Annotated in this window: 20 protein-coding genes; 11 read left to right on the top strand and 9 right to left on the bottom strand. The window is 71.8% G+C overall.

All coding sequences use genetic code 11. From position 1 onward, the window contains the following. The first annotated feature begins 34 nt into the window (after positions 1–34). The gene (locus tag ACFW3D_RS32795) at positions 35–238 is read left to right on the top strand and encodes a hypothetical protein (RefSeq protein ID WP_500510476.1); all 204 of its coding nucleotides are present in this window, start codon (positions 35–37) and stop codon (positions 236–238) included. A gap of 19 nt (positions 239–257) precedes the next feature. On the opposite strand, the gene ACFW3D_RS32800 is transcribed toward ACFW3D_RS32795, so the two are convergent. Further along, the gene (locus tag ACFW3D_RS32800) at positions 258–491 is read right to left on the bottom strand and encodes a hypothetical protein (RefSeq protein WP_500510478.1); all 234 of its coding nucleotides are present in this window, start codon (positions 489–491) and stop codon (positions 258–260) included. 82 nt (positions 492–573) lie between these two features. After that, positions 574–957, bottom strand: coding sequence for a winged helix-turn-helix transcriptional regulator (locus ACFW3D_RS32805; protein ID WP_500510481.1), 384 nt, complete (start codon positions 955–957; stop codon positions 574–576). Positions 958–1,351: 394 nt separating this feature from the next. Between ACFW3D_RS32805 and ACFW3D_RS32810 the strand changes: the two genes are divergently transcribed. Both ACFW3D_RS32810 and ACFW3D_RS32815 read left to right on the top strand, forming a co-directional pair. Then, positions 1,352–3,058 carry a SpoIIE family protein phosphatase gene (locus ACFW3D_RS32810; protein WP_500510484.1) on the top strand — a complete coding sequence of 569 codons (1,707 nt, stop codon included), beginning with the start codon at positions 1,352–1,354 and terminating at the stop codon, positions 3,056–3,058. 174 nt (positions 3,059–3,232) lie between these two features. Continuing rightward, on the top strand, positions 3,233–3,826 hold the full coding sequence (locus ACFW3D_RS32815) for a hypothetical protein (RefSeq protein WP_500510486.1): 594 nt from the start codon (positions 3,233–3,235) through the stop codon (positions 3,824–3,826). Between the two features lie 232 nt (positions 3,827–4,058). Here the strand turns inward: ACFW3D_RS32815 and ACFW3D_RS32820 are convergent, their stop codons facing one another. Beyond that, positions 4,059–4,637: a cysteine hydrolase family protein gene (locus ACFW3D_RS32820; RefSeq protein ID WP_500510489.1), complete on the bottom strand. Its 579-nt coding sequence runs from the start codon at positions 4,635–4,637 to the stop codon at positions 4,059–4,061. 36 nt (positions 4,638–4,673) lie between these two features. Further along, a complete protein-coding gene (locus ACFW3D_RS32825; protein ID WP_500510492.1) occupies positions 4,674–5,168 on the bottom strand; it encodes an SPW repeat protein in 495 nt (164 codons plus the stop codon). 471 nt (positions 5,169–5,639) lie between these two features. Between ACFW3D_RS32825 and ACFW3D_RS32830 the strand changes: the two genes are divergently transcribed. From ACFW3D_RS32830 to ACFW3D_RS32845, 4 genes are all read left to right on the top strand, one after another. After that, the gene (locus ACFW3D_RS32830) at positions 5,640–6,311 is read left to right on the top strand and encodes an HAD family hydrolase (protein WP_500510494.1); all 672 of its coding nucleotides are present in this window, start codon (positions 5,640–5,642) and stop codon (positions 6,309–6,311) included. Positions 6,312–6,426: 115 nt separating this feature from the next. Beyond that, positions 6,427–6,741, top strand: a complete 315-nt coding sequence (locus ACFW3D_RS32835; protein WP_500510497.1) for a hypothetical protein — start codon at positions 6,427–6,429, stop codon at positions 6,739–6,741. A 606-nt stretch (positions 6,742–7,347) separates the two neighbouring features. Then, positions 7,348–7,599 (top strand): hypothetical protein, encoded by a 252-nt coding sequence (locus ACFW3D_RS32840; protein WP_500510500.1) that lies wholly within the window; start codon positions 7,348–7,350, stop codon positions 7,597–7,599. Beyond that, complete coding sequence (locus tag ACFW3D_RS32845) at positions 7,575–7,916, top strand: hypothetical protein (RefSeq protein ID WP_500510502.1); 342 nt, start codon at positions 7,575–7,577, stop codon at positions 7,914–7,916. The genes ACFW3D_RS32840 and ACFW3D_RS32845 overlap by 25 nt, the downstream gene beginning before the upstream one ends. 194 nt (positions 7,917–8,110) lie before the next feature. Here the strand turns inward: ACFW3D_RS32845 and ACFW3D_RS32850 are convergent, their stop codons facing one another. The 5 genes from ACFW3D_RS32850 to ACFW3D_RS32870 form a co-directional block, all read right to left on the bottom strand. Then, positions 8,111–9,022 carry an endonuclease/exonuclease/phosphatase family protein gene (locus tag ACFW3D_RS32850; protein WP_500510523.1) on the bottom strand — a complete coding sequence of 304 codons (912 nt, stop codon included), beginning with the start codon at positions 9,020–9,022 and terminating at the stop codon, positions 8,111–8,113. A gap of 82 nt (positions 9,023–9,104) precedes the next feature. Continuing rightward, positions 9,105–10,202, bottom strand: a complete 1,098-nt coding sequence (locus ACFW3D_RS32855) for a D-alanyl-D-alanine carboxypeptidase family protein (RefSeq protein WP_500510505.1) — start codon at positions 10,200–10,202, stop codon at positions 9,105–9,107. 182 nt (positions 10,203–10,384) lie between these two features. After that, positions 10,385–11,647: an ATP-binding protein gene (locus tag ACFW3D_RS32860; RefSeq protein WP_500510506.1), complete on the bottom strand. Its 1,263-nt coding sequence runs from the start codon at positions 11,645–11,647 to the stop codon at positions 10,385–10,387. A 1-nt stretch (position 11,648) separates the two neighbouring features. Then, on the bottom strand, positions 11,649–12,416 hold the full coding sequence (gene cseB, locus ACFW3D_RS32865; protein WP_500510526.1) for a two-component system response regulator CseB: 768 nt from the start codon (positions 12,414–12,416) through the stop codon (positions 11,649–11,651). A 156-nt stretch (positions 12,417–12,572) separates the two neighbouring features. Then, positions 12,573–13,430 (bottom strand): DUF3152 domain-containing protein, encoded by an 858-nt coding sequence (locus ACFW3D_RS32870; RefSeq protein ID WP_500510508.1) that lies wholly within the window; start codon positions 13,428–13,430, stop codon positions 12,573–12,575. Between the two features lie 192 nt (positions 13,431–13,622). Between ACFW3D_RS32870 and ACFW3D_RS32875 the strand changes: the two genes are divergently transcribed. From ACFW3D_RS32875 to ACFW3D_RS32890, 4 genes are all read left to right on the top strand, one after another. Then, positions 13,623–14,312 carry a response regulator gene (locus tag ACFW3D_RS32875; protein WP_500510511.1) on the top strand — a complete coding sequence of 230 codons (690 nt, stop codon included), beginning with the start codon at positions 13,623–13,625 and terminating at the stop codon, positions 14,310–14,312. Next, positions 14,309–15,922, top strand: a complete 1,614-nt coding sequence (locus tag ACFW3D_RS32880; protein ID WP_500510514.1) for a sensor histidine kinase — start codon at positions 14,309–14,311, stop codon at positions 15,920–15,922. Before ACFW3D_RS32875 ends, ACFW3D_RS32880 begins: the two co-directional genes overlap by 4 nt. After that, positions 15,919–16,503 carry a hypothetical protein gene (locus ACFW3D_RS32885; RefSeq protein WP_500510516.1) on the top strand — a complete coding sequence of 195 codons (585 nt, stop codon included), beginning with the start codon at positions 15,919–15,921 and terminating at the stop codon, positions 16,501–16,503. Before ACFW3D_RS32880 ends, ACFW3D_RS32885 begins: the two co-directional genes overlap by 4 nt. Positions 16,504–16,939: 436 nt before the next feature. Further along, positions 16,940–20,668, top strand: a complete 3,729-nt coding sequence (locus ACFW3D_RS32890; protein ID WP_500510518.1) for a S8 family serine peptidase — start codon at positions 16,940–16,942, stop codon at positions 20,666–20,668. Positions 20,669–20,726: the final 58 nt, after the last annotated feature.

Raw genomic sequence — 20,726 nt, forward strand, 5'->3', positions numbered from 1 at the left:
TGCGTCCCCGCCGGTGACTGGGCAGGCTGGGAGCATGCGCACCGAGGGGCCGCCCGTGATCGTGGAACCTCCGGTCGACGGACGAAGGGTCGTGATCCGGGGGGACTACTTCGGCACCGCGTACTGTCTGACGGACCTGCTGCGGTTCCTGTGGCTGGCCGGGTACGACGCCGGCACGGTGAGCCTCACCGACCCCGCGCAGGTGGAGTGGCGCGGGGGCGGGCCGGAGGCGTGGTGAGCGCGGCAGGCGAACGGGTTCAGCGGGGCGAGACGTAGCGGGAGCCGGGGCGCAGGCGTACGGCCCTGACGCGTTGCGGGGCGTCGAACCGGCCGTCCTGGCAGTCGGAACAGAGTTCGTGTCGGCCCTGGTCGGTGACGACGGTGCCCCAGCCGTAGCACGCACCGCATTCGCGGGCCAGGTCGACGTTCGCGCGGGGAGTGGGGGGAGTGGGGGAAGTGGGGTAGGAGGTTCCCTCGGCTCCTCGGATCATTGTGCACTCCTCTGTACTACCTCCGGAGATTTTGCGTCTTTATTACCCATTCGAGCAGATATACACCCATCCAGGGCGATGTCTATTCAGTACGGCGCAGCCGCCGCACGCTCCACTGCGCCAGCGGCTGCAGGGCGGCGATGAGCGCCTGGCCGTCGGGGGCGAGCGCGTAGCGGACCTGCACGGGGGTGCTCGGGATGACGGAGCGCTCGATCAGGCCCTCGGTCTCGAGCTCCTTCAGGCGCTGGGCGAGCAGCCGGTCGGAGATGCCGGCGATGACGGCGCGGTACTCGCCGAAGCGGCGCGCCCCCTGGGACGCCGCGGACAGGATCGCCCCCGTCCAGCGGCGGCCGACCAGTTCGACCGCGCCCTGGAAGCTCGGGCACGCCTCGTCGTGCACGGAGCCGCGTTCCAGGCGCAGTGCCGGCGGCAGTGGGCTGATCGTCTCCTGGGATCGCGTGGTCATTCCCCGGAGCGTAGCCACGGGCGGTCGCCGGGTCGGGCGTCATGCCTGGTCCTGCCGGTACCAGGACGGGTGTTCCCTGGCAGCCGGGGACGGGCGCGCCGCGGCCCGGGACCCGAGCACCGCCTTCGGGGCCTTCGTGGGACTGACCACCCGGCGACGGTGACCGTCACGGCCCGCGGTACCCGCCGACTCCGGCTCGGGTCGCACGGGCGGGTCCGGAGGTGTCCATCGCGGCACCCTCGCCGGCGCCGAGCTCCTCCGCCACGGCATCGTCCCCCGGCCCCTCGTCGTGTCGGCCGCGGTCGGGTTCGAACAGACGAGAGCATGGAGGGGCGGTCGTCGTCCGCGGGTGTCCCCGGGCCGGGCCGATGCCGTGCGGCGAAGAGGGGCGATCATGGAGGGCGCGGTGGCGGACGGTGCCGACGAGGGTCTGCAGTGGGCGTCCCAGCCGGGTTTCTGGCGGCAGGTCGTCGACAGTCTGGGGGCTTCGCTGGTCGTGGTCGACCCGTCCGGGCGCGTCATCGCGGTCAACCCGGCCGCCGAACGGCTGCTGGGCCGCGCCGCTGACGCGATGGTCGGCGAGGGCTTCCACGACCTCGTGCACCGGCACGCGGATCGCGAACACACGGGGCCTCGGTGCGGATTGCTCGAAGCCCTGATCCTCAAGAGTGCGGGTCGCGCGGACAGCGACAGATATCTGTGCGGTGACGGCAAGCTCGTCGAGGTGTCCTGGTCGGCGGCACCGGTGACGGAGGGCACCTCGTTCAAGGGCACCGCGATTCTGTTCACCGGCCTCTCCGACGACCGCAGCGAACGCGCCGAGCAGATGCACGCGCTGGAGGACCTGACGGGGCGTCTGACGCTGGTCGCACAGATCACCGCGGTGCTCAGCCAGACGCTCGAAACGGACGAGGCGCTCGCCCGCCTCGGACGCCTGCTGGTCCCCGGCCTCGCCGACTGGGTGGCGGTCGACCTTCTCGTCGGTGAGGACGAGACGCACCGGGTCGCGGTCACCGGCCCCGACGGCCGGGACCATGGGCAGGAGGGCTGGCGCGCCCGCCTTCCCTCCGCGGCCGAGTCCCGCTCCCCGCTGGTCCAGGCCGTGCGCGGGGCCGTGCCCGTCCTGCACGAGCGAGCCGGTACGGCGGCACGGCCGGACTCACCGCTGGCAGCCCTGCACGACGGCTTCCTGCAGTCGGTGGGTGCGGCATCGGCGCTCACCGTGCCCTTGGGTTCGGGAAGGCACTCCACCGGGGCGCTGACCCTGGTGCGCACCGACCCCGCCGTCCCCTTCGGCAACGACGACCTTCAGATCGTCGTGGACATCGGCCGGCGGGTCGGCCAGGTCCTGGACAACACCCGGCGCTTCGGACGTCAGCGGGACGTCGCCGAAGCCATGCAGCGCAACCTGCTCGCACCCCTGCCCCAGCCCGGACGCCTGGTCATGGCCGCCCGCTACCAGCCCGCACCCGCGGCGTCCCAGGTGGGCGGCGACTGGTACGACGCGTTCCAGCTACGGGACGGCGTGACCGCACTGGTCATCGGCGACGTCGTCGGCCACGACCTGACCGCCGCCGCGGGAATGGCGCAACTCCGGGGAATACTGCGCTCCCTGGCCTGGGACCGCACCGAACCTCCCAGCGCCATCGTCGACCGCCTCGACGACGCCATGCCCGCGATCACCACCGTCCCCATGGCCACCCTCGTCCTCGCCCGCGTCGAGGGTCCGCGCGACGGCCCCTGGACGCTGCGCTGGACCAACGCCGGACACCCCCCGCCGCTGCTGCTCACCCCGGACGGCCACGGCCGGTACCTCGACGACGCGCGAGGTCCCTTGCTGGGCGCCCGTCTCGGCACCCACGACCGTCGGCCCGACGCCACCGCACCCCTGCCGCCGGGTTCCACGCTCCTGCTCTACACCGACGGACTCATCGAACTTCCGGGCGTCGACCTCGACACCGGCCTCGGCCGGCTCCGCCGCAACGCCCTGGCGCTTGCCGACGAGCCGCTGGACGACTTCTGCGACCAGCTCCTCATCCGCATGCCCCCGGGCAACGTCGACGACATCGCCCTCCTCGCCCTACGGCTGCCCCTGCCGTAAGAAGCAGCCGGCCGACGCCGAGGGCCGACGTCACCCCTTCGGCTACCCGACGTGCATAAACAGATACTCAAAGTGATCCTTGCTGTGGGTTCGACGTCCTTCGTGACGGTCTCCGACGCGTACTGCGAGGAGGGCGGCACAGGCCGCCCGACAGAACCCATACCTGGAGGTGACGTGTTGTACCGGATAACCAGGCCCACGTCTTCGGCACAGCGACGCTTCGGCCGCGTCCGCGTGTGGTCGGTCGCCGCGAGCGCCGCGCTCGCGTCCTGCTTCGTGACGGGAACGGCGTACTCCGCGGCCGCGGATGGCGGCGCCGCGCCGACCGGCACCGTGGCGGACGGCACCCAGCAGCGGTCCGTGCACCCGTGCTACCCGTACCCGACGTTCCCGAACTACTGCATGAACCGGCCGGGCATCCCCGGGATTCCAGGACCGCAGGGACCGGCCGGTCCCGCTGGTCCGCCCGGCCCGGCCGGGCCCTCCGGACCCCAGGGCGACCCCGGCGTCCCGGGTGCCGGGGGCGGCGTCTCCGGTGCCCGAACCCTGGTCATGGAGTTCGAGGCGGACGGCGCCGACCACACGCTGTCCTGTCCCACGGGGCAGTTGGCCATCGGTGGCGGGTTCCACCTCGAGGCGGCCACGATCGTGACCAGCGTCCCATACGCGAACCCCTCCACCGGCTGGACTGTGAACGCGGTGCCCGCCGGAGTGGGGCCCAACAGGGTGACCGTCGTCGTCGCCTGCGCGAACAGGGCCACGACCTGACATGAGCCGGCCGGCGACGCGCCCGCCCCGGATGCGCCGCCACCGGCACTCGGGCACCCTGGAATGGCGAGCCGGGGCATAGGCTCGCACCGGTCGGCGCGTCAACGGCGACCACTTGGAGCCCTTCGAGGTCGCCGCGGCGCGCCGGCCTCGTTCTGCCCTGGCCCGACGCAAACCTCGGCTCGCGCGCGGCATTTTGCACGTCCCGCGATGGATCGACTCATCGAACCGGTCACGGCCGCGGGATCGGCCTCCCGGCCTCACCGCCCAGCCGCACATCTCGCGCTCGGCAGAGGTGCGTCCCCATGTTGCGCTCCATCATGCGCAGCGCCGCGTCGGCCAGGTCACGGTGGATGTGCGCGACAGCGTCACTCGCGACGGTCGTCGGCAGGTCACGGATGTGCGCGTCGAGTGCCGAGTACAGCACGCACTGCTCGGTGACCTGCCCGCACAGCACAACATGGCCGATGTTCTGCCGGTCCAGCAGGTACTCCAGGGGGGTCTGGAAGAAGATCGAATGCCGGGCCTTGACGACGAACAGTGAATCGGCATCGGGCTTGACCGGTTCGACAAGGTCGGCGTGCGGCCCGGCGAGGGCCATGTCGAGGATCTCGTCGTGGTGGGAGCGCCAGCGACCGAAGTTGTCGTTGACGTAGATCACGTCCACGCCGACGCGACGGGAGCGCGAGATGAGGCCCCGCACAGCTGGGAGCACCTCGCGCACCGACGGGAGCAGGAGCTCGGCGTCTTCGTGCTCATACGTGTTGATCATGTCGATCACGATGAGCGCGGTCGTTTCCTTGTCGTGCATTGCCTTGCGGACCCGGATGGTCGCCGGGGCAGCCGCCTACCTCCTGCGCAGGCCGCCTCCCACCGGGCCCGACGCAGCCTGACGCTTGCGCAGGGAACCGCCGGGACGGAGCGACGCTGCTGCGAGAGCCAGGATCAGTCCGATCACGCCGACGATGACGTTGTTCGTGATGGTGCGTGTGGTGCTGACGTTGCCAGTGATGCACCATGGCGAAATGATCGTCCACAGGGCGATGACCGCTGCCGCCCACGCCCTGGAGTGGGCCCGCTCGAAGCCGCGCCCCACGCCTCCCATCAGCAGGGCGTACGCGATTCCGGCGACGAGGTTGTTCACGGCGATCGTCGACAGCGCGTTGAAGCCGAACAGTGCGTTGAAGCCCACGATCCACGGTGAAGCGGCCAGGTAGATGCCGGTGAGCAGACCCATGGCCTCCACGGCCTGGCTTCGGTTGGTGGCGGTCACTCGCTCGTAGTCCGCGCGGAGTTCAAGCAGATCGGGGTGCTGCTCGATGCCGGGTTGCGTCCGAGACATGCGGACCATCTCCGTTCATTTCGAACATTTCAGATATCTCCTACCCGGACTCGGACGTCCAAGTCCGGTCGAGGAGCCCATGCACACCTGGCCCCGCACGGGTTCAATGCCCTATCTGTTCACGCAGTGGCAAGCGTCCGTCACGCCACGCCACGCGTCCCGGTCAGCAGCGCGTCCAGTTCCGCGTCGAGCGCGACTCTGTCGTCGGCTGCTCCGCCCGTGTCCCAGCGCAGCGCGGTCTAGATGGCCGCCTCCATGGCCGCACGAAGCCGCAGCAGGTCCGGGTTCCACTCCCACGGTCATCGTCGTCTCCCTCCGTGGCCGGTTCACGGGGCCCCTGCCAGGGCTTCGCTCCCCATGCGTCGGGCACCGGGTGGCCGCGGCGCGGGCGGCATGCGTCTATCCGCGGCGGTGACGGGTAGCCGCCCTGGCGTGGACGACTCCGGTAGCCGAGCGGAAGGAGCGGCCACCATGACGGACGGGTTCGAGCGCGCGGCGCTCTTCGACATGGACGGCACACTCGTCGACACCAACTACCTCCATGCAGTCTCGTGGTGGGAGGCGTTCCGGCAGGCCGGACACACGGTGTCCATGGCGGACATCCACCGGTGCATCGGCATGGGATCCGACCACCTTCTGGAGCGCCTGCTCGGCAAGGAGCGGGACCACGGCGAGGACGACATGATCAGCGACGCCCACAAGGCCCTGTACGGGGCCTACGGGCCCGCGCTCGCTCCTCTTGACGGCGCCGCGGACCTGCTCCGTGCAGTGGCGGCACGGGGTTTCCGGGTCGTCCTGGCCACCTCGGCCGACGCCAAGGAGCTCGCCGTGATGCGGGCCGCGCTCGACGCCGACGACGTCATCGCGGACGCCACCAGCAAGGACGACGTCTCCGCGAGCAAACCGGCGCCGGACTTGGTCGAGCAGGCCCTGGAACGGGCGGGCGTGCCTGCGGACCGGGCCGTGTTCGTGGGAGACACGGTGTGGGACATCGGGGCCGCCGGGAAGGCGGGGGTGCCCTGCGTGGCACTCCTGTCCGGTGGCATAGGCCGTGCCGAACTGGAAGAAGCGGGTGCCGCCGCGGTGCACCGCGACCCGCGCGACATGCTTGCCTCCCTCGACGGCAGCCCCGTGTGGCGTTGACCTCGCTCCTCGATCTCCGCCCGTTCGGCCGTGGGCGCGTGGATGACCATGGTGCAGCCACGAACGGTCAGCGCGGCACTCGCAACCTTCGGCGCACACGCAGGACGGTGGAAAAATGCTCGTGTGGATCTCGTGGAGCGTCGACCCCATCGGTTCGGCCAAGGCGACCGCACCGGACGTCCGGGAGGGCGCCAGGCTGCTGCAGAGCTCCATCACCCGTATGCGTCGCGCCTTCGACTCGGACACGGCGTACGAGGAGGTCCAGCACTGCGCCCGCATCATGCAGGCGCGGATGCTCGATGAGGGGCGCGCATCAGTCCTGCGCGGCGAACAGTGGTCTGCGACCGTCGGCAGCCTCTGCGTGCTGCTCGTCCCCCGCGGAGAGCCTGTACGCCTGCCGCTTCGCCGAGAGTCGAGCGGGGCCGACTGACGTCACCTGCGCCGATCCGTGTCGACGATTCCGTGGGAGAGCCCCCTGCGGGAACCGGGCGGCCGCACGCATGAGCCTCCTCCAGCTGTGCAGCTCGGCCGGTCGCGCCGGACCGCCAGGGTGCCCAGGGGGTGACAGGGGCGCACGCTGGGAGGGCATCCTCGCCCACCGGTTCCGGCGCCCGCACGGGCGAGGGTGCTTCGCGCGTTCGCGTCGCCCAGCTTGCGGCTCTCCTGAGACGCCCTGGGCCTGCCTGCCCGGCGTGCCCCATCCAACCGCCAGCGCACCCTTCGCGATTGTTCCCGCTGTCGCCCGCCTGGCCGTGCAGGGTCATGGCTGCGGACGGGCAGTCCGCCCTGAGGTGCGCAGCGCCACGGCACACGAGCGGACTGTCGTATCCAGGCCAGCGAGTCGGTTCGGCACTGAGCAATTCAGTTCTCGGGCGTTTCGCAGGCACCGACAAGGCAAGGCGTCCGTACGGAGCCACCGCACCCCGTTCCTGCTCGTACGGTGGCTCCCGGGGCCGGTCGGCCGGCCATCGGCGGTGATCGCCCTTGTGGATCGGGGTCCCCTCCCCACTGGACCCCGATCGGCGAGGAGGTCCTCATGGACGAGACCGACCGTCTGCGTCACCCGGGTGAGAAAGTCCCCGTCCGCGGTATTTACGAGTGCACGTGCGGCAACGAGCGCCACTTCACCGGCACCTACGTGCTTCGCGATACTCTGATCGCCCGCACGGCTCCCTTGATGTCCGGCGACGCGGCGCCGCCCCAGGAGGCGTTGCCTGGATCACGCGCTGGCCCGGCACTCCGCCTCGCCGTACAGTCGATCATGTGGGCGAGCTGCCTCCGGATCTGAATCGGCTACGGGTGATCCGCCTCTACCTGCAGCTGCAGCTCGACGCTGTCGATGCCAGGATCCGCGAGACGATGGATGAGTCTGCCGCGGTAGCCCCACCGGCGCCGGCCGGAGAGGCGAGCTCCTCTGCCGAAGGGGGCACCGGCTACCGCCTCCAGCACGTTCCCAGGGGCGGTTCCCTTCGCGGCGTGGTCCACCTCGGTGACTGCCCGGACGCGGCCGGAGGCTGGATCAACCGGCACGAGCTCGAAATCGCCTTGCGTATGCCCGAAGTGACGACCTGCCCTCGCTGCCACCCCAGCCCCGATAGCGGCTAGATCAGCCATGGGCTCCGGTCGACCTTGAGCTGAAACGTCGCCGCTCCGTCCGCCGTGTCACTGCCTTGGCCGCCCTGGTCGTCACACTCTCCGGTGACGACCACGCGCCGTCCCGGCGGCCAGGTCCACCCGTACGTGCAGCGCCCGGCGCGGGGTCGTTCGCGCGGTGCGTCATCCGGACTGCCCTGGATCGTCTAGAGACGGACGGATGCCGCGACCGGCAAATGGTCGCTGCCGGTGGCCGGGAGGGTCCAGGCCGAGCACGGTTCCATGCCGCGCACCAGGATGTGGTCGATCCGGGCCACGGGAAAGGACGCCGGCCAGGTCGGACCGAACCCGGCACCGGACTCGGCCTGGACCGAACGCAGTTGGGAGGTGACCGCGGACAGGGCCCGGTCGTCCGTGGTGCCGTTGAAGTCGCCCATGAGCAGGGTGCGGGGCAGGGGTTCGGCACGCAATGCGGCGGCCAGGGCGCGCGCGGCGCTGTCCCGCGCGCCCGTGCCGAAGCCGTACAGCGGTGTGAACCGGACGGACAGCAGGTGGGCGACGTAGACGGCGACGGGCCCCTTGGGGGTGCGGACGGTCGCGCGCAGGGCCCGCGGCCAGGGGGCGATGTCGACCGTCCGGGCGCCGGAGAGCGGGTAGCGGCTCCACAGGCCGACCGTGCCCTGCACCGAGTGGTAGGGGTATCGGGCACGCAGCGCGGTGCCGTACGCCGGTGCGTTGTCGCCCAGTTCCTCGATGGCCACCAGGTCCGCGCCGGAGGCCGCCAGGGCACGAGCCGTGTGCGCCGGGTCCGGGTTCTCCTCGTTGGCGTTGTGCGTCACCACGGTGAAGTTCCCGCCGGACGCGCGCTTGTCGGTGAGCGTGCCCCCGAAGAGCGAGCACCAGACGAGGGTGGGCAGCACCACGGCGACGGCGGCCGTCGCCGAACGTCGCAGCAGCGCGCACAGCAGCAGGAACGGAACGGCCAGGCCGGTCCAGGGAAGGAAGGTCTCGACGAGGCTGCCGAGGTGGCCGGCCGCGTTGGGGACGTGGGCGTGGCCGAGCATCACGAGTGCGGCCACCGCCGCGAAGGCGGCCTGGAAGCGTCCCCGCCGCCACATGCCGGGGCACCGGGCGGCCCGTCGTCCGCGGTCGGGTTCCGGCGGGGCGCCGGGGGTGCGGAGGAGGGTGGTCACGGCCGGCTCACCGGTCCCCGGACGGCACGCCGGCCGCCGACGTGGCTCCGGCGCCGGCCACCCACCGTCGTACGCCCTCCACCAGGGTGTGGCCGGCGCCCAGGACGGCGGTCAGGCCCTCCTGGGGGCTGGTGCCGGGACGCTGGTGCAGGACGACGCCGAGCGCGAGATGGCCGTGCCCGCGGCGGTCGGGTGCGTTGGCCGCCCACATCAAGGCGCCGCCCGCGGGGGTGCTGGAGCCGGTCTTGAGCCCGATCACCCCGGAGGTGCCGAGCAGGGTGTTGGTGTTGTGGACGGTGCCGGGCACACCGGGCACGGTGGTGCCGGGCTGGGCGACGACGGCCCTGAACACCGGGTCGCGCATGACTTCCCGGGCCAGCTTCAGCTGGTCGCCGGAGGTGCTGGTGGTCGTGGGCTCGATGCCGCTGGCCCCGGTGTAGGTGGTCCGGTCCATGCCGAGGCCGTGGGCTGCCCGGTTCATCTTGGCGACGAACGCCTCCTGTGTCCCCGCATCCCAACGGGCCAGCAGCCGTGCCACGTTGTTGCCGGAGGGGATCAGCATCAGTTCCAGCAGCCGCCGTTCGCCCAGCCGCTGTCCCAGTCTCAGTGGCACGCTGGACTCCACGCCGGACACGGACTCGTCCGAAGCCTGCTGGTCGACGGAAATCCGGGGGCCCGACGCCCCGACGCGCAGCGGGTGGTCGCGCAGGATCACGTACGCGGTCATCACCTTGGTGACGCTGGCGATCGGCACCGGGTTCTGCGTGCCCCGGTTCCCGAGGTCACCACGGTCACCGAGCCCCTCGACCAGCACGCTGGCCTGCCCCTGCCGCGGCCAGGGCAGCGACACCGGGGGGCGGAGCTCCGATCGTCCTGCGCGGTGGCCGCCGTTCCCGGACGCACCGTCTCCCTCGCCGCCGTGGCCCGTGATGACGACCAGCGCGCCCAGGACGATCAGGGTGAGCAGGGCGGCCGCACCGGCCGCGACCGGCACGGGCACGCGCCGGGGGCGGCGTGTACCGCTCGGCGGGTTCCACGGTCCGGCGATCGCCGGCTGCTGCGAACGCTCCGTGTCGCGGTCTCGGGGTTCGGGGATCGGACGCATGGACGGGGCACCTCCACGGGGTCACGGCGTGGCTCTCACGCACACCGCCCACCGTGGGGCGCGCCGGTGTCGGCCCGGCCGTCACCGTGCCTCCGCCACCGCTCGACCGGTCATCCGTCGTGTATCAACGCTGCCGCGCACCGGCATCGCGCACCGGCATCGCCCGCCGGCCCCGCGGTGGCTCAGCCGGCCGCGGGCAGCCGGAGCGTGGCGACGGCACCGCCGTCGGGGGCGTTGGCGAAGGACAGGGACGCGCCGATGACCCGGGCCTGGCCGACGGCGATGGTCAGCCCGAGACCTTGGCCCCGCCCCCGCTCCGACGCCCCGGTGCGGAACCGCTGGGGGCCGTCCGCGAGAAGCTCGCGCGGGAAGCCCGGACCGTGGTCCCGCACGGTCACGGTGGTGCCCGCCACGGCGACCTCGACGCGCCCGCCGCCGTGCCGGTGGGCGTTGACGACGAGGTTGGCCACGATCCGGTCCAGCCGGCGCGGGTCGGTCCCGGCGTACCCGGTGCCGTCCGTGGTGAACCGCGTCGGCAGTCCGGTACGGGCCAGCGACTCCTCGACCACCTCGGCCAGCGGCACCGGCCTGAGTTCGGCCCGCTCGGCGCCCGCGTCCAGCCGCGAGATCTCCAGCAGGTCCTCCACCAGGACCCGCAGCACCCCTACCCGGTCCCGGACGAGGTCGGTGGCCTCCCCTTCGGGCAGCAGCCCGCTCGCGGTGACCAACCCCATGAGCGGGGTGCGCAGTTCATGGGCGACGTCGGCGGTGAAGCGCTGTTCGGCCGTCAGCCGCCCGAGCAGGCTGTCGGCCATGGAGTCCACGGTGGCGGAGATCTCGGTGATCTCGTCGCCCCCGCGGCCGGCGCGGCCGTCGGCGGTCCGCGCGGCCAGGTCACCGGCCGCGATGCGGCGGGCGGTCCACGCCACGCGCCGCAGCCTGCGATGGGGCAGTTCGGCAGCGAGCGCCGTCAGCGGTACGACGACGCCCAGCGCGACCAGGGAGTACTTCCACATGTGCCGGTCCAGGGCACGCCGCGTGAGCAGGTCCGACGTCATGTCGATCGAGATCGCCACCGGGCCGTCCCGGGTCGTCCGGGCCGCCCACATCTCCGGGTGGTCCCCGGGGCTGTCGCCCTCGTACCAGGTGGCGTACCCGGTACTGGGCCCCTGCCCGTGCCGCAGCCGGTCGAGCAGTTCACCGGGCATGGCCTCGGGCGAGGTCTCCAGCCCGGCGGGCGGCACGCCCTCGCGCCGGTGGTCCTCGAGGACCTGGTCCAGCTGCGTCGTGGCCTTCGCACCGCCGTCGTTCATCGACCGTTCCAGTGTGCTGCGGTGGACCAGCACCCCGACGGTCAGCGCGATCGCGCAGCAGGCCACGGCGACGAGCAGGACGATCTTCCAGCGCAGCGAACGCCAGTTGAGCAGGTCGCGTACGGTGTCCACCTCAGCGCCGCAACTTGTAGCCGAACCCGCGGACGGTCTCGATCCGTTCGGATCCGATCTTCTTCCGCAGCCGCTGCACGCAGAGGTCCACCACGCGGCTGTCGCCGTCCCAGCCGTAGTCCCACACGTTGCGCAGCAAGGTGTTCCGGTCCAGTACGACACCGGGGTTCGCGGCGAACTCGAGGAGCAGCCGCAGTTCGGTGGGGGCGAGGGCGACCGGTGCGCCCGCCCGGGACACCTCGAGGCCCGCGGTGTCGATCGTCAGGTCACCGAAGACGAGGCGTCCGGGGTCCTCCGGCAGCTCCGGCCGCCCGGGCTCCTCGGGCCGGGCCCCCGCGCCGGACGGAGGCGGGGCGGCGACCGGGGTGAAGGTCGCCCGCCGCAGCAGGGAGCGGATCCGGGCCACCAGCACCGCGGTGTCCACGGGTTTGACCACGTAGTCGTCGGCGCCAGCCTCCAGGCCGGAGACCACGTCCAGGGCGTCGCCGCGCGCGGACATCATCAGGATGGGATCCGTGCTGGTCTCCCTGACCCTGCGGCACAGCCCTATGCCGTCCAGACCCGGCAGCATCACGTCCAGCAGGAGCAGGTCGTGACGGGCCTCCCGGAACAGTTCCAGTCCGGTCAGGCCGTCGGCGGCCGAGGTGACGAGGTAGCCGTAGCGTTCCAGCGCCATGGCGACCGATCGGCGGATCACCTCGTCGTCCTCGACGAGCAGGACCGCCACGGGCGCCGGGGCCGTCGCCCCCTCTGTCACGGAAAGCGACATCATGTCCCATCGGACGCAGGTACAGGGCTCTCCATGATGCGCGAGGCGGATTGCCGCCGGGCATCCGCTGCCGCTCGGCCGCGCATCAACCGTGTATCAGCGAGCCCCGCACACCACGGCCGCCCCACCACGACCGGGCGTCCCACGGGTTACGGGTTACGGCACGTGCGGCCCTGTGACGAACTTGCCGTTCCTGTCGTAGGGCCAGGCGTTGGCGACGCATCCGTGCAGGCCCTTGATCTGCTGCATCATCACGGGAGCCAGTCGGCCGGGGCCCGCGCACGTCGTGTGCGTGTAGTGCAGGAAGTGCCCCATCTCGTGGTTGATGATCAGCGCCCGGTAGTCGTGGATCGGACCGTTGAACGTGGGCGAGCCCTCGGCCCAGCGCTTGAGGTTCACCACGACCCCGCCGGGGATCTCGCAGTTGTACTCGCCCCGGGTGTCCTGGTGGATGCCCGTCCAGCACAGGGCGTCGGCCGTCCCCGGTGTGGCGATGCTCACCGTGAGGTCGTGCGGCTGCCCCGCGCCCACCAACTGGAACGCGTAGGCCGGGTTGCGGGTCCAGCCGCGGGGGGCGGCGAGTATGTCCGCGATCTCGTCGGCCGCCTGGGCCGGTGAGACGTCGAGACCGGTCTCGACCTTGACCACGTAGCGCAGCGGCCGCGGTCCCTGCCCGACCTTCTCGCCGCCGGCCCGCGCGGTGACGAACGTTCCGCTGCCCGTCGCGGGGACGTCGATCCTGGTGCGAGTCGGCTTCGGCGTCGGGGAGGGCGTCGGCGTGGGAGTGGGCGTCGGCGTGGGCGAGGCTGGGTGCGAGGGGGTGACGTGCACCACGCTCCTCGGGTGCCGCGCACCGCCCGAGGCCTCGCTGCGCCCGTCGTCCAGGAAGAACGCGACGGAGCCGAGCAGTCCGGCGACCACCAGCGTCGCGACCACGTAGCCCCGGACCCGGCGGCGCGGACGGCGTCTGCGACCGGAGGTGCGGTGGCGTCCGGCGCGGTGGGATGAATCCATGGCAGCTCAACCTGGTCATTCGAGATGATGGCCATGAGCTCGAAGCATCACGAAACGGTAACGGGCACTCCCGCGACGTCGTCCGGCGGCCGGAAAGCCGCCTCGCACCGCGGGTATGACCCTTCTGTAACAGCTCCCGCGAGGGCTCCTTCCCGGGGCGGTCGCCGATCGCGATCTGCTTACACTGGCGAAGTGCCACGAGTCCTGATTGTCGAAGACGACCCAGATGTCCGTAAGGCCGTCCAATTGGGGCTACGGCACCAGGGACACGAAGTCTTCGCCGCCGGAACGGGTGAGGAGGGACTGGAACAGCTCCGCCCCTTCCATCCGGACGTCGTCGTGCTCGACCTGATGCTGCCGGGGATGTCCGGCCTCGACGTCTGCCGACGCATCCGGGACCGCGACCAGGTGCCGATCATCATGGTCACCGCCAAGGGCGACGACATCGACGTCGTCGTGGGGCTCGAGGCCGGGGCCGACGACTACGTGGTCAAACCGGTGCAGGCCCGCGTGCTCGACGCACGCATACGTGCCGTGCTGCGCCGGCAGGACGCGTCGGTCTCCGACGCCCTCCGGCCCAGGGCGGAGTCGCACGGCGAACTGGCCATCGACCGCGCCGGGCTCGTGGTGACGCACCGCGGCGAGAACGTCGCGCTCGCCCCCTCCGAACTCCGGCTGCTGCTGACCCTGTCGGCCTCGCCCGGGCAGGTCTTCAGCCGCCAGCAGCTCCTCGAGGCGGTCTGGGAGCACAGCTACTACGGCGACATACGGCTCGTGGACGCCTGCGTGAAGCGACTGCGCGGCAAGCTCGGTGAGCTCGGCGGCGCCCCCCGCTACATCCAGACCGTGCGCGGCTTCGGTTACCGCTTCGGTACCGCGTGAGCCGCCGGGGATCCGCACGGGCGCGAAGGGCCGTCCGGAAGCAGGCGAACACCGAGACCGCCGGGACCGTACTCGGCGGGCGAACCACCGGGTGGCGGCGGTTCCACCGGGCGGCACTGGCGAAGGTCCCCCTCCCGCTGCGGGGACTGCGCTCCCGTCTCGTCGTGGCCTTCGTCCTGGTGACCATGGCCGGCGCCCTGAGCACCGGGGCCGTCACCTTCCGGGAGGCGCGCACGGGGGTGCTGCAGCAGAGCCAGGACGCCGTCATCCGGCAGTTCCGGGCCAGCGTCGACGACCTCGCCGTCTACACGTCCCTGCCGCTGGACCAGGATGCCCTGGACGGAGCGGTGAACCACGTGCAGCGCGCCAACCAGTCCCAGGGATGGCGGGTACTGGCCACGTACGGCAAGCTCCGGGCCTACACGACCAGTCCCGACTTCGACAAGATCACGCCGGAACTGCGCCGGTCCGTGGCGACCAAGCGCGCCGCGGTCTTCCAGCGGGTGGACGACAACGGGCGCCCCTGGCTCGTCGTCGGCATGCCCGTCACCTACGGCGGCGAGGGCACGGAACGCAGCCTCTCCGGGCTCGTGATGTACCTGATCGTGCCGCAGGACACCGAACAGGCCTACGTCAAGGCGATGGTCAGCGCCATCGAGCACGCCACCCTGGTGGCGCTGGGCCTCGCCGTCGTCCTCGCGCTGCTGGCCGCGAGCGGCGTGCTGCGTCCCGTACGGGCCCTGCGCGGGGCGACGCGCAGGATGGCCGAGGGACACCTCGACGTCCGGCTGGCCGTCAACGGATCCGACGAACTGGCCGACCTCTCGCAGTCCTTCAACCACACGGCGGCAGCGCTGGAACGGTCGGTCGCCGAGTTGCGCCGCATGGAGGCCCAGGCGCGCCGCTTCGTCGCGGACGTCTCCCACGAGCTGCGGACGCCGCTGGCGGCGATGTCGGCGGTCACGGACGTGCTGGACGAGAGCGCGCTGCGCCTGGACCGGGAGACCGGCGAGGCGCTGCGGCTCATCAGCGAAGGGACCAGCCGGCTGGCCGTGCTGGTGAACGACCTGATGGAGATCTCCCGCTTCGACGCGGGCGCGGCCGAACTCAACGTGGACGAGATCGATCTGGCCGACTTCGCACAGCACACCCTGGCCGCCCGGGGGTGGCAGGACCGGGTGGAGACCCAACTGCCCCCGCCCGGCGTGCTGCGGGCGCGGGTGGATCCGCGCCGGCTCGACGTGGTGCTCGCCAACCTGGTCGGCAACGCACTGCGGCACGGGGAGCCGCCGGTTCGGCTGACCATGGGTGTGCGGGAGGAGTCCGCGGACGTCGCGTGGGCCGTCATCGAGGTGACCGACAACGGACCGGGGATCGCCGAGGAAGCCATGCCGCACATCTTCGAACGCTTCTACAAGGCGAGCAGTTCACGCACCAGGAGCGAGAGCAACGGGCTGGGCCTGGCCATCACGGCGGAGAACGTGCACCTGCACGGTGGCCGGGTCGGCGCTGCCAACCTGCCCTGGGGCGGCGCCGCGTTCACCGTCGAACTCCCGCTGCGGCGCGACTCCGCGCCGGCCGGCGACACCGACGGCGCGGGTGCCCCGTGAAGCGGGCGCGCCTGGCGGCGCTCACGACGGGGCTCGCGGCCGCGCTCACACTCACGGCCTGCGGGGTCCCCCCGACCGGCGTGATCGAGGCGGGCGAACCGGCGGGCGGCATGTCCTCCCCCACCCCGCGGACCGCGAAGCCGACCCTCGTCTCCCTCTACTTCCTGCAGGACGGCAAGCTGAGGGCCTACGCACGCAAGTCGGCCGACCCCGGGAACGTCGGGGACGCCGTCACCATGCTGTTCGGGGGCCCGACCGCCGACGAGAGCGCGACCGTCACCACGGAGCTGCCCTTCCTGAAGAACGGGCCGCAGGTGAAGGAAGACGCCGACGGCACCGTCTACATCCAGCTCCCCAAGGGCCTCACTCAGCTCAGCCACCCGGCCATGCTGCAACTCGCCTGCACGGTGTCCAGCGTGAGCACCTCGCTCGCCGCGCTGCACTCCGCGGCGGCGGTCGGCGGCGCCGGGGCCAAGCCCGACGCCACGCCGGGCTCCCCGCCGCACGACACCGTCCACGTCCTCGGGGACGGCTGGACGATGACGCAGACGGCCGGCTCGTGCCCCGCCGCCGTGTCGTAGCCAACCGGCCGTAGGCAAGGGCTCCGCCCGGGCCGGCAGATGAGCCCCCGGGCGGCTGGAAGCGGCGCCGCCGGGACGCGCCGTCCCGGTGGTGATCTTGCACACACAACAGTGTCACGCAATGCACAACGTCTGCATGCGGACCGACGCGGGCGGTCGGGTCCAACCGAGCGCCGCGGCCAACCCGTTGTGGCCGCAGGCCACATGGCGCGGTCCCGTTCGGACGGATGCGGGATCGCCGACCTCCGTCACAGGCGGCCCGCGGGGAGAAATCGCACCATTGCCACACTGTTCACAATGAGGAAGCGCCACTCTTCACAGCGAATTCATGCGTGCATATGATCACCCCGCCCAGGTGGTGCCAACCCGCTGCGGTTGCCGCCCTTGAACGGCAGAGGGTGATTCGTCCTCTGCCCGGACCCTATCCGGGGACACCTTGAAGAGACACCACAGACGACGCTGGAGCGTGCCGGTCATCGCCGGCGCTTCCGTCCTCGCGCTCACGAGCCCCGTCACGGCTCGCGCGGCCGCCCCTTCCGACGCTCCCGCTCCCCCGTCCTCCTCCGCCGCGGCACATGTGCCCGCCGGGGAGCACTCCGTCACGCTGATCACCGGCGATGTCGTGACGACCAGCCAGGCGGGCGGCGGGGTGGGGCGGTCCGGGGGCACCGTCAGCGTCCGCGGCGCCGACGGACTTCCCACGCGGACCCGCGTCCTGACCTCGGGCGACGACCTGTACGTCTACCCCGAGTCCGTGCTGCCCTTCCTGGCCCAGGGCACGCTGGACCGGCAGCTGTTCAACATCACCGACCTGATCGCGAACGGGTACGACGACGCGCACCGCGACCGGTTGCCGCTGATCGTCTCCTACACGCAGCCCGGTGCCGCGCGCCGCGCTTCCGCCGTCCCCGAGGGCGCGACGCGGGTACGGAACCTCGACAGCATCCAGGGCGCCGCCCTGACCGCCGACCGCTCCCGCGCGGACGACTTCTGGAAGTCCGTGGCCGGGGCGGCTGCGGAGGACGGGGCCCGCGCGCGGAACGCCCGGCCGTCCTTCGGCGGCGGCATCGCGCACATCTGGCTCGACGGCCCCATCCACGCCGATCTCGCCGACAGCACCGCGCAGATCGGCGCCCCGCAGGTCTGGCAGGGCGGTGACACCGGGCAGGGCGTGGACGTCGCCGTCCTCGACTCCGGCGTGGACGCGGGCCACCCGGACCTGGCGGACCGCATCGTGAGCCGGCAGAGCTTCGTGCCGGAGGAAGAGGACACCGACGACCGTGCCGGACACGGCACCCATGTCGCGTCGATCATCGCCGGCACCGGTGCGGCCTCCGGCGGCAAGGAGAAGGGCGTCGCTCCGGGCGCCCGGCTGCGCATCGGCAAGGTGCTGGACAGATTCGGCGCGGGACAGATCTCCTTCGCCCTGGCCGGCATGGAGTGGGCGGCCGTCGACCAGCACGCCAGGATCATCAACATGAGCCTCGGTGCCGGCGTGTCCGACGGGACCGACCCGATGAGCCTGGCCGTGGACCGGCTGAGCGCCGAGACCGGCGCGCTGTTCGTGGTCGCCGCAGGCAACGCGGGCGCTCCGGGCAGTATCGCGACACCCGGTACGGCCGCATCAGCCCTGACCGTGGGTGCGGTCGACTCCACCGACGCGCTGGCCTCCTTCTCCAGCCGGGGCCCCCGCATCGACGGCGCACTGAAGCCGGAGATCACCGCCCCCGGAGTCGACATCCTGGCGGCCAACTCCCAGTTCGACGGCAACGACCAGGGCTCCTACCAGTCGATGAGCGGCACGTCGATGGCCGCCCCGCACGTCGCGGGCGCCGCCGCCCTGCTCGCCGCGGCCCATCCGGAGCTCACCGGTGCGCAGTTGAAGGACCTGCTGGCCAGCAGTTCCCGGCAGACCCCGGCCTACGACGCCTTCGAGGCAGGCAGCGGCCGGCTGGACGTCGCCGCTGCGGCACATGCCGGGGTCTTCGCCTCGGCGACCGCCTACGCCGCCCAGGACGAGGACGAAGGCGCCCTTCAGCGCCCGGTGACCTACACCAACATCACCGACGCGCCGGTCGCGCTCACCCTGTCCGTCGACGCCCCGCGGGCGCCGGCGGGTATGTTCCGTCTGTCGGCCTCCAGTGTCGTGGTTCCCGCGCACGGCACCACCAAGGTCACGGTGGCGATCGACGGCTCCGCGGGCACTGCCGCAAACCGCTACTCGGGCCAGGTGCTCGCGACGGACACGGCGGGCAATGCCGTGACGCACACCGCCGTCTCCCTCGGCTTCGCCACAATGCACAAGCTGACGCTGACGTTCAAGGACTCCGAGGGCAATCCCACGTTCGGCGACGTCTGGTTGCTCAGGGCGGGCGACAAGGACCCCCTCCTGATCGGCGTCGGCCCCTCCGGCACCGGGGAGATCCTCCTGCCCGACGACGTGTACTCGGTGCTCTCCTTCCAGGAGGTCCGGGGCGCCGGCGGTCCCCACTCCAGGGGCCTGGCCCTGCTCGGCGACCCCGACGTCATGGTGGACCGTGACACCACGGTCACGTTCGACGCCACCAAGGCCGAGCGCATCGACATGACCACCCCGCAGCGCAGCGACGTGACGTTCCAGAAGCTGGGCTACAACCGCGTCATGAACGGCGTCAGGTCGGGCCTGGCCGCCGACGGCGTGTACTACGACAGCATCTGGGCGCAGCCCACCACCCACAAGGTCACCCACGGGGACTTCCGGCTGATGGCCCGTTGGCGCGGCGAGAAGCCGGCTCTGGCCGTCTCCACCCGCACAAACGAGTTCACCGGCATCCTGCGCCAGGAAGGCATCACACCGCTGGCCACGGGCACCTACAAGCTGCCGCTGGTCTTCGCCGGCCAGGGGTCGACCGCGGACTTCGCCGACCTCGACGCGCGCGGCAAGGCCGTGGTGGTCCGTCACAGCGACGACGGCGTCAACGAATTCGACCAGGCGGCCAACGCGATCGCCGCGGGCGCGAAGCTCATGCTGGTCGTGGAGACCGGCTACGGCCGCCCACTGCGCTCCTACGCGCCGCTGGGCGAGCGTCCGATCCCGCTCGACGTCGGTCTTCTCGGCACCGAGGAGGGGGAGAGGCTGATCCGGCAGGCCGAGGACGGCGCGGCCAGGATCACCGTCGAGTCCGAGACCGCGAGCCCGTACGTGTACGACCTCGCGCACGTCTGGCACAACGAGATCCCCTCGAAGATGACCGTCAAGGGCGGCACCAAGAACCTGGCCCGGATCGACGTCGACTTCGCAAGCCCGAAGCGGGACGTGCCCGCCAGTGAGTTCCGCTTCGAGTGGCTCGACGGCGTCGACTGGTCCTCCGGCCCCCTCATGCCCGAGCCCGCGAACGGGAAGCGGACCGACTGGGTGTCCACCACCGGCGTCAGCTGGCACCAGCAGGCATACGTCCAGTACATGGGCTTCGAAGAGGGAGCCAGGACCGCCTACCGGGCCGGCAGCAGGCAGTCCGAGGAGTGGTTCAAGCCGATCCAGCGTCCCTTCCTGAACGACACCTTCTTCAACAACCTTCCGCCCACCCGCAACGGAGACCACCTCTACATCGACATCCCGGCCTGGGGCAGCGGCGACCACGTCGGGTGGAACCAGGACCCGGCAGGCACCCAGCAGCAGACCCTCTACCAGGGCACCGACCAGCTGGGCCAGGGGGACTTCACGACCGTCCAGGGCGACGCGCCCAGCGCCCGCAGGCTGCCCTACAAGCTGGTCGTCACCGGTGAGCGCGACGTGACCTACACGCCGTACTCCTCGCGCACGCGCACCGAGTGGGACTTCGTCTCGGCGGCGCCGACCGACGCCGCCACCGCCGTACTGCCGCTGGTGCAGCTCGACTACGGGATCGCCACGGACGCGGCGGGGCGCACCGGGCGGCACGACACCCTGTCCGTCACCGCCGCCCACCTGCCGGGCGCCGGCCTCGCCGGCAGGATCGGGGCGGTCGGTCTGGAGTTGTCGTACGACGACGGCCGGACCTGGCACAAGTCCGCCTGCGGCAGTGACGGGCGGTTCCGCCTGGACGCCCCGAACAAGGCGTCCTTCGTCTCGCTGAGGGCAACCGCCAGGGACTCGGCGGGGAACTCGGTGCACCAGACGGTGATCCGGGCCTTCGGCCTGCGCTGAGGCGCGGCCCGTCACAGGACCCGTGGCGCATGCGGCCGGCCCGTCCGCGGTGGCGAAC

Origin of the sequence: Streptomyces sp. NPDC058864 (genome assembly GCF_042742985.1) — a bacterium.
In the GTDB taxonomy this organism is placed as follows: Bacteria; Actinomycetota; Actinomycetes; order Streptomycetales; family Streptomycetaceae; genus Actinacidiphila.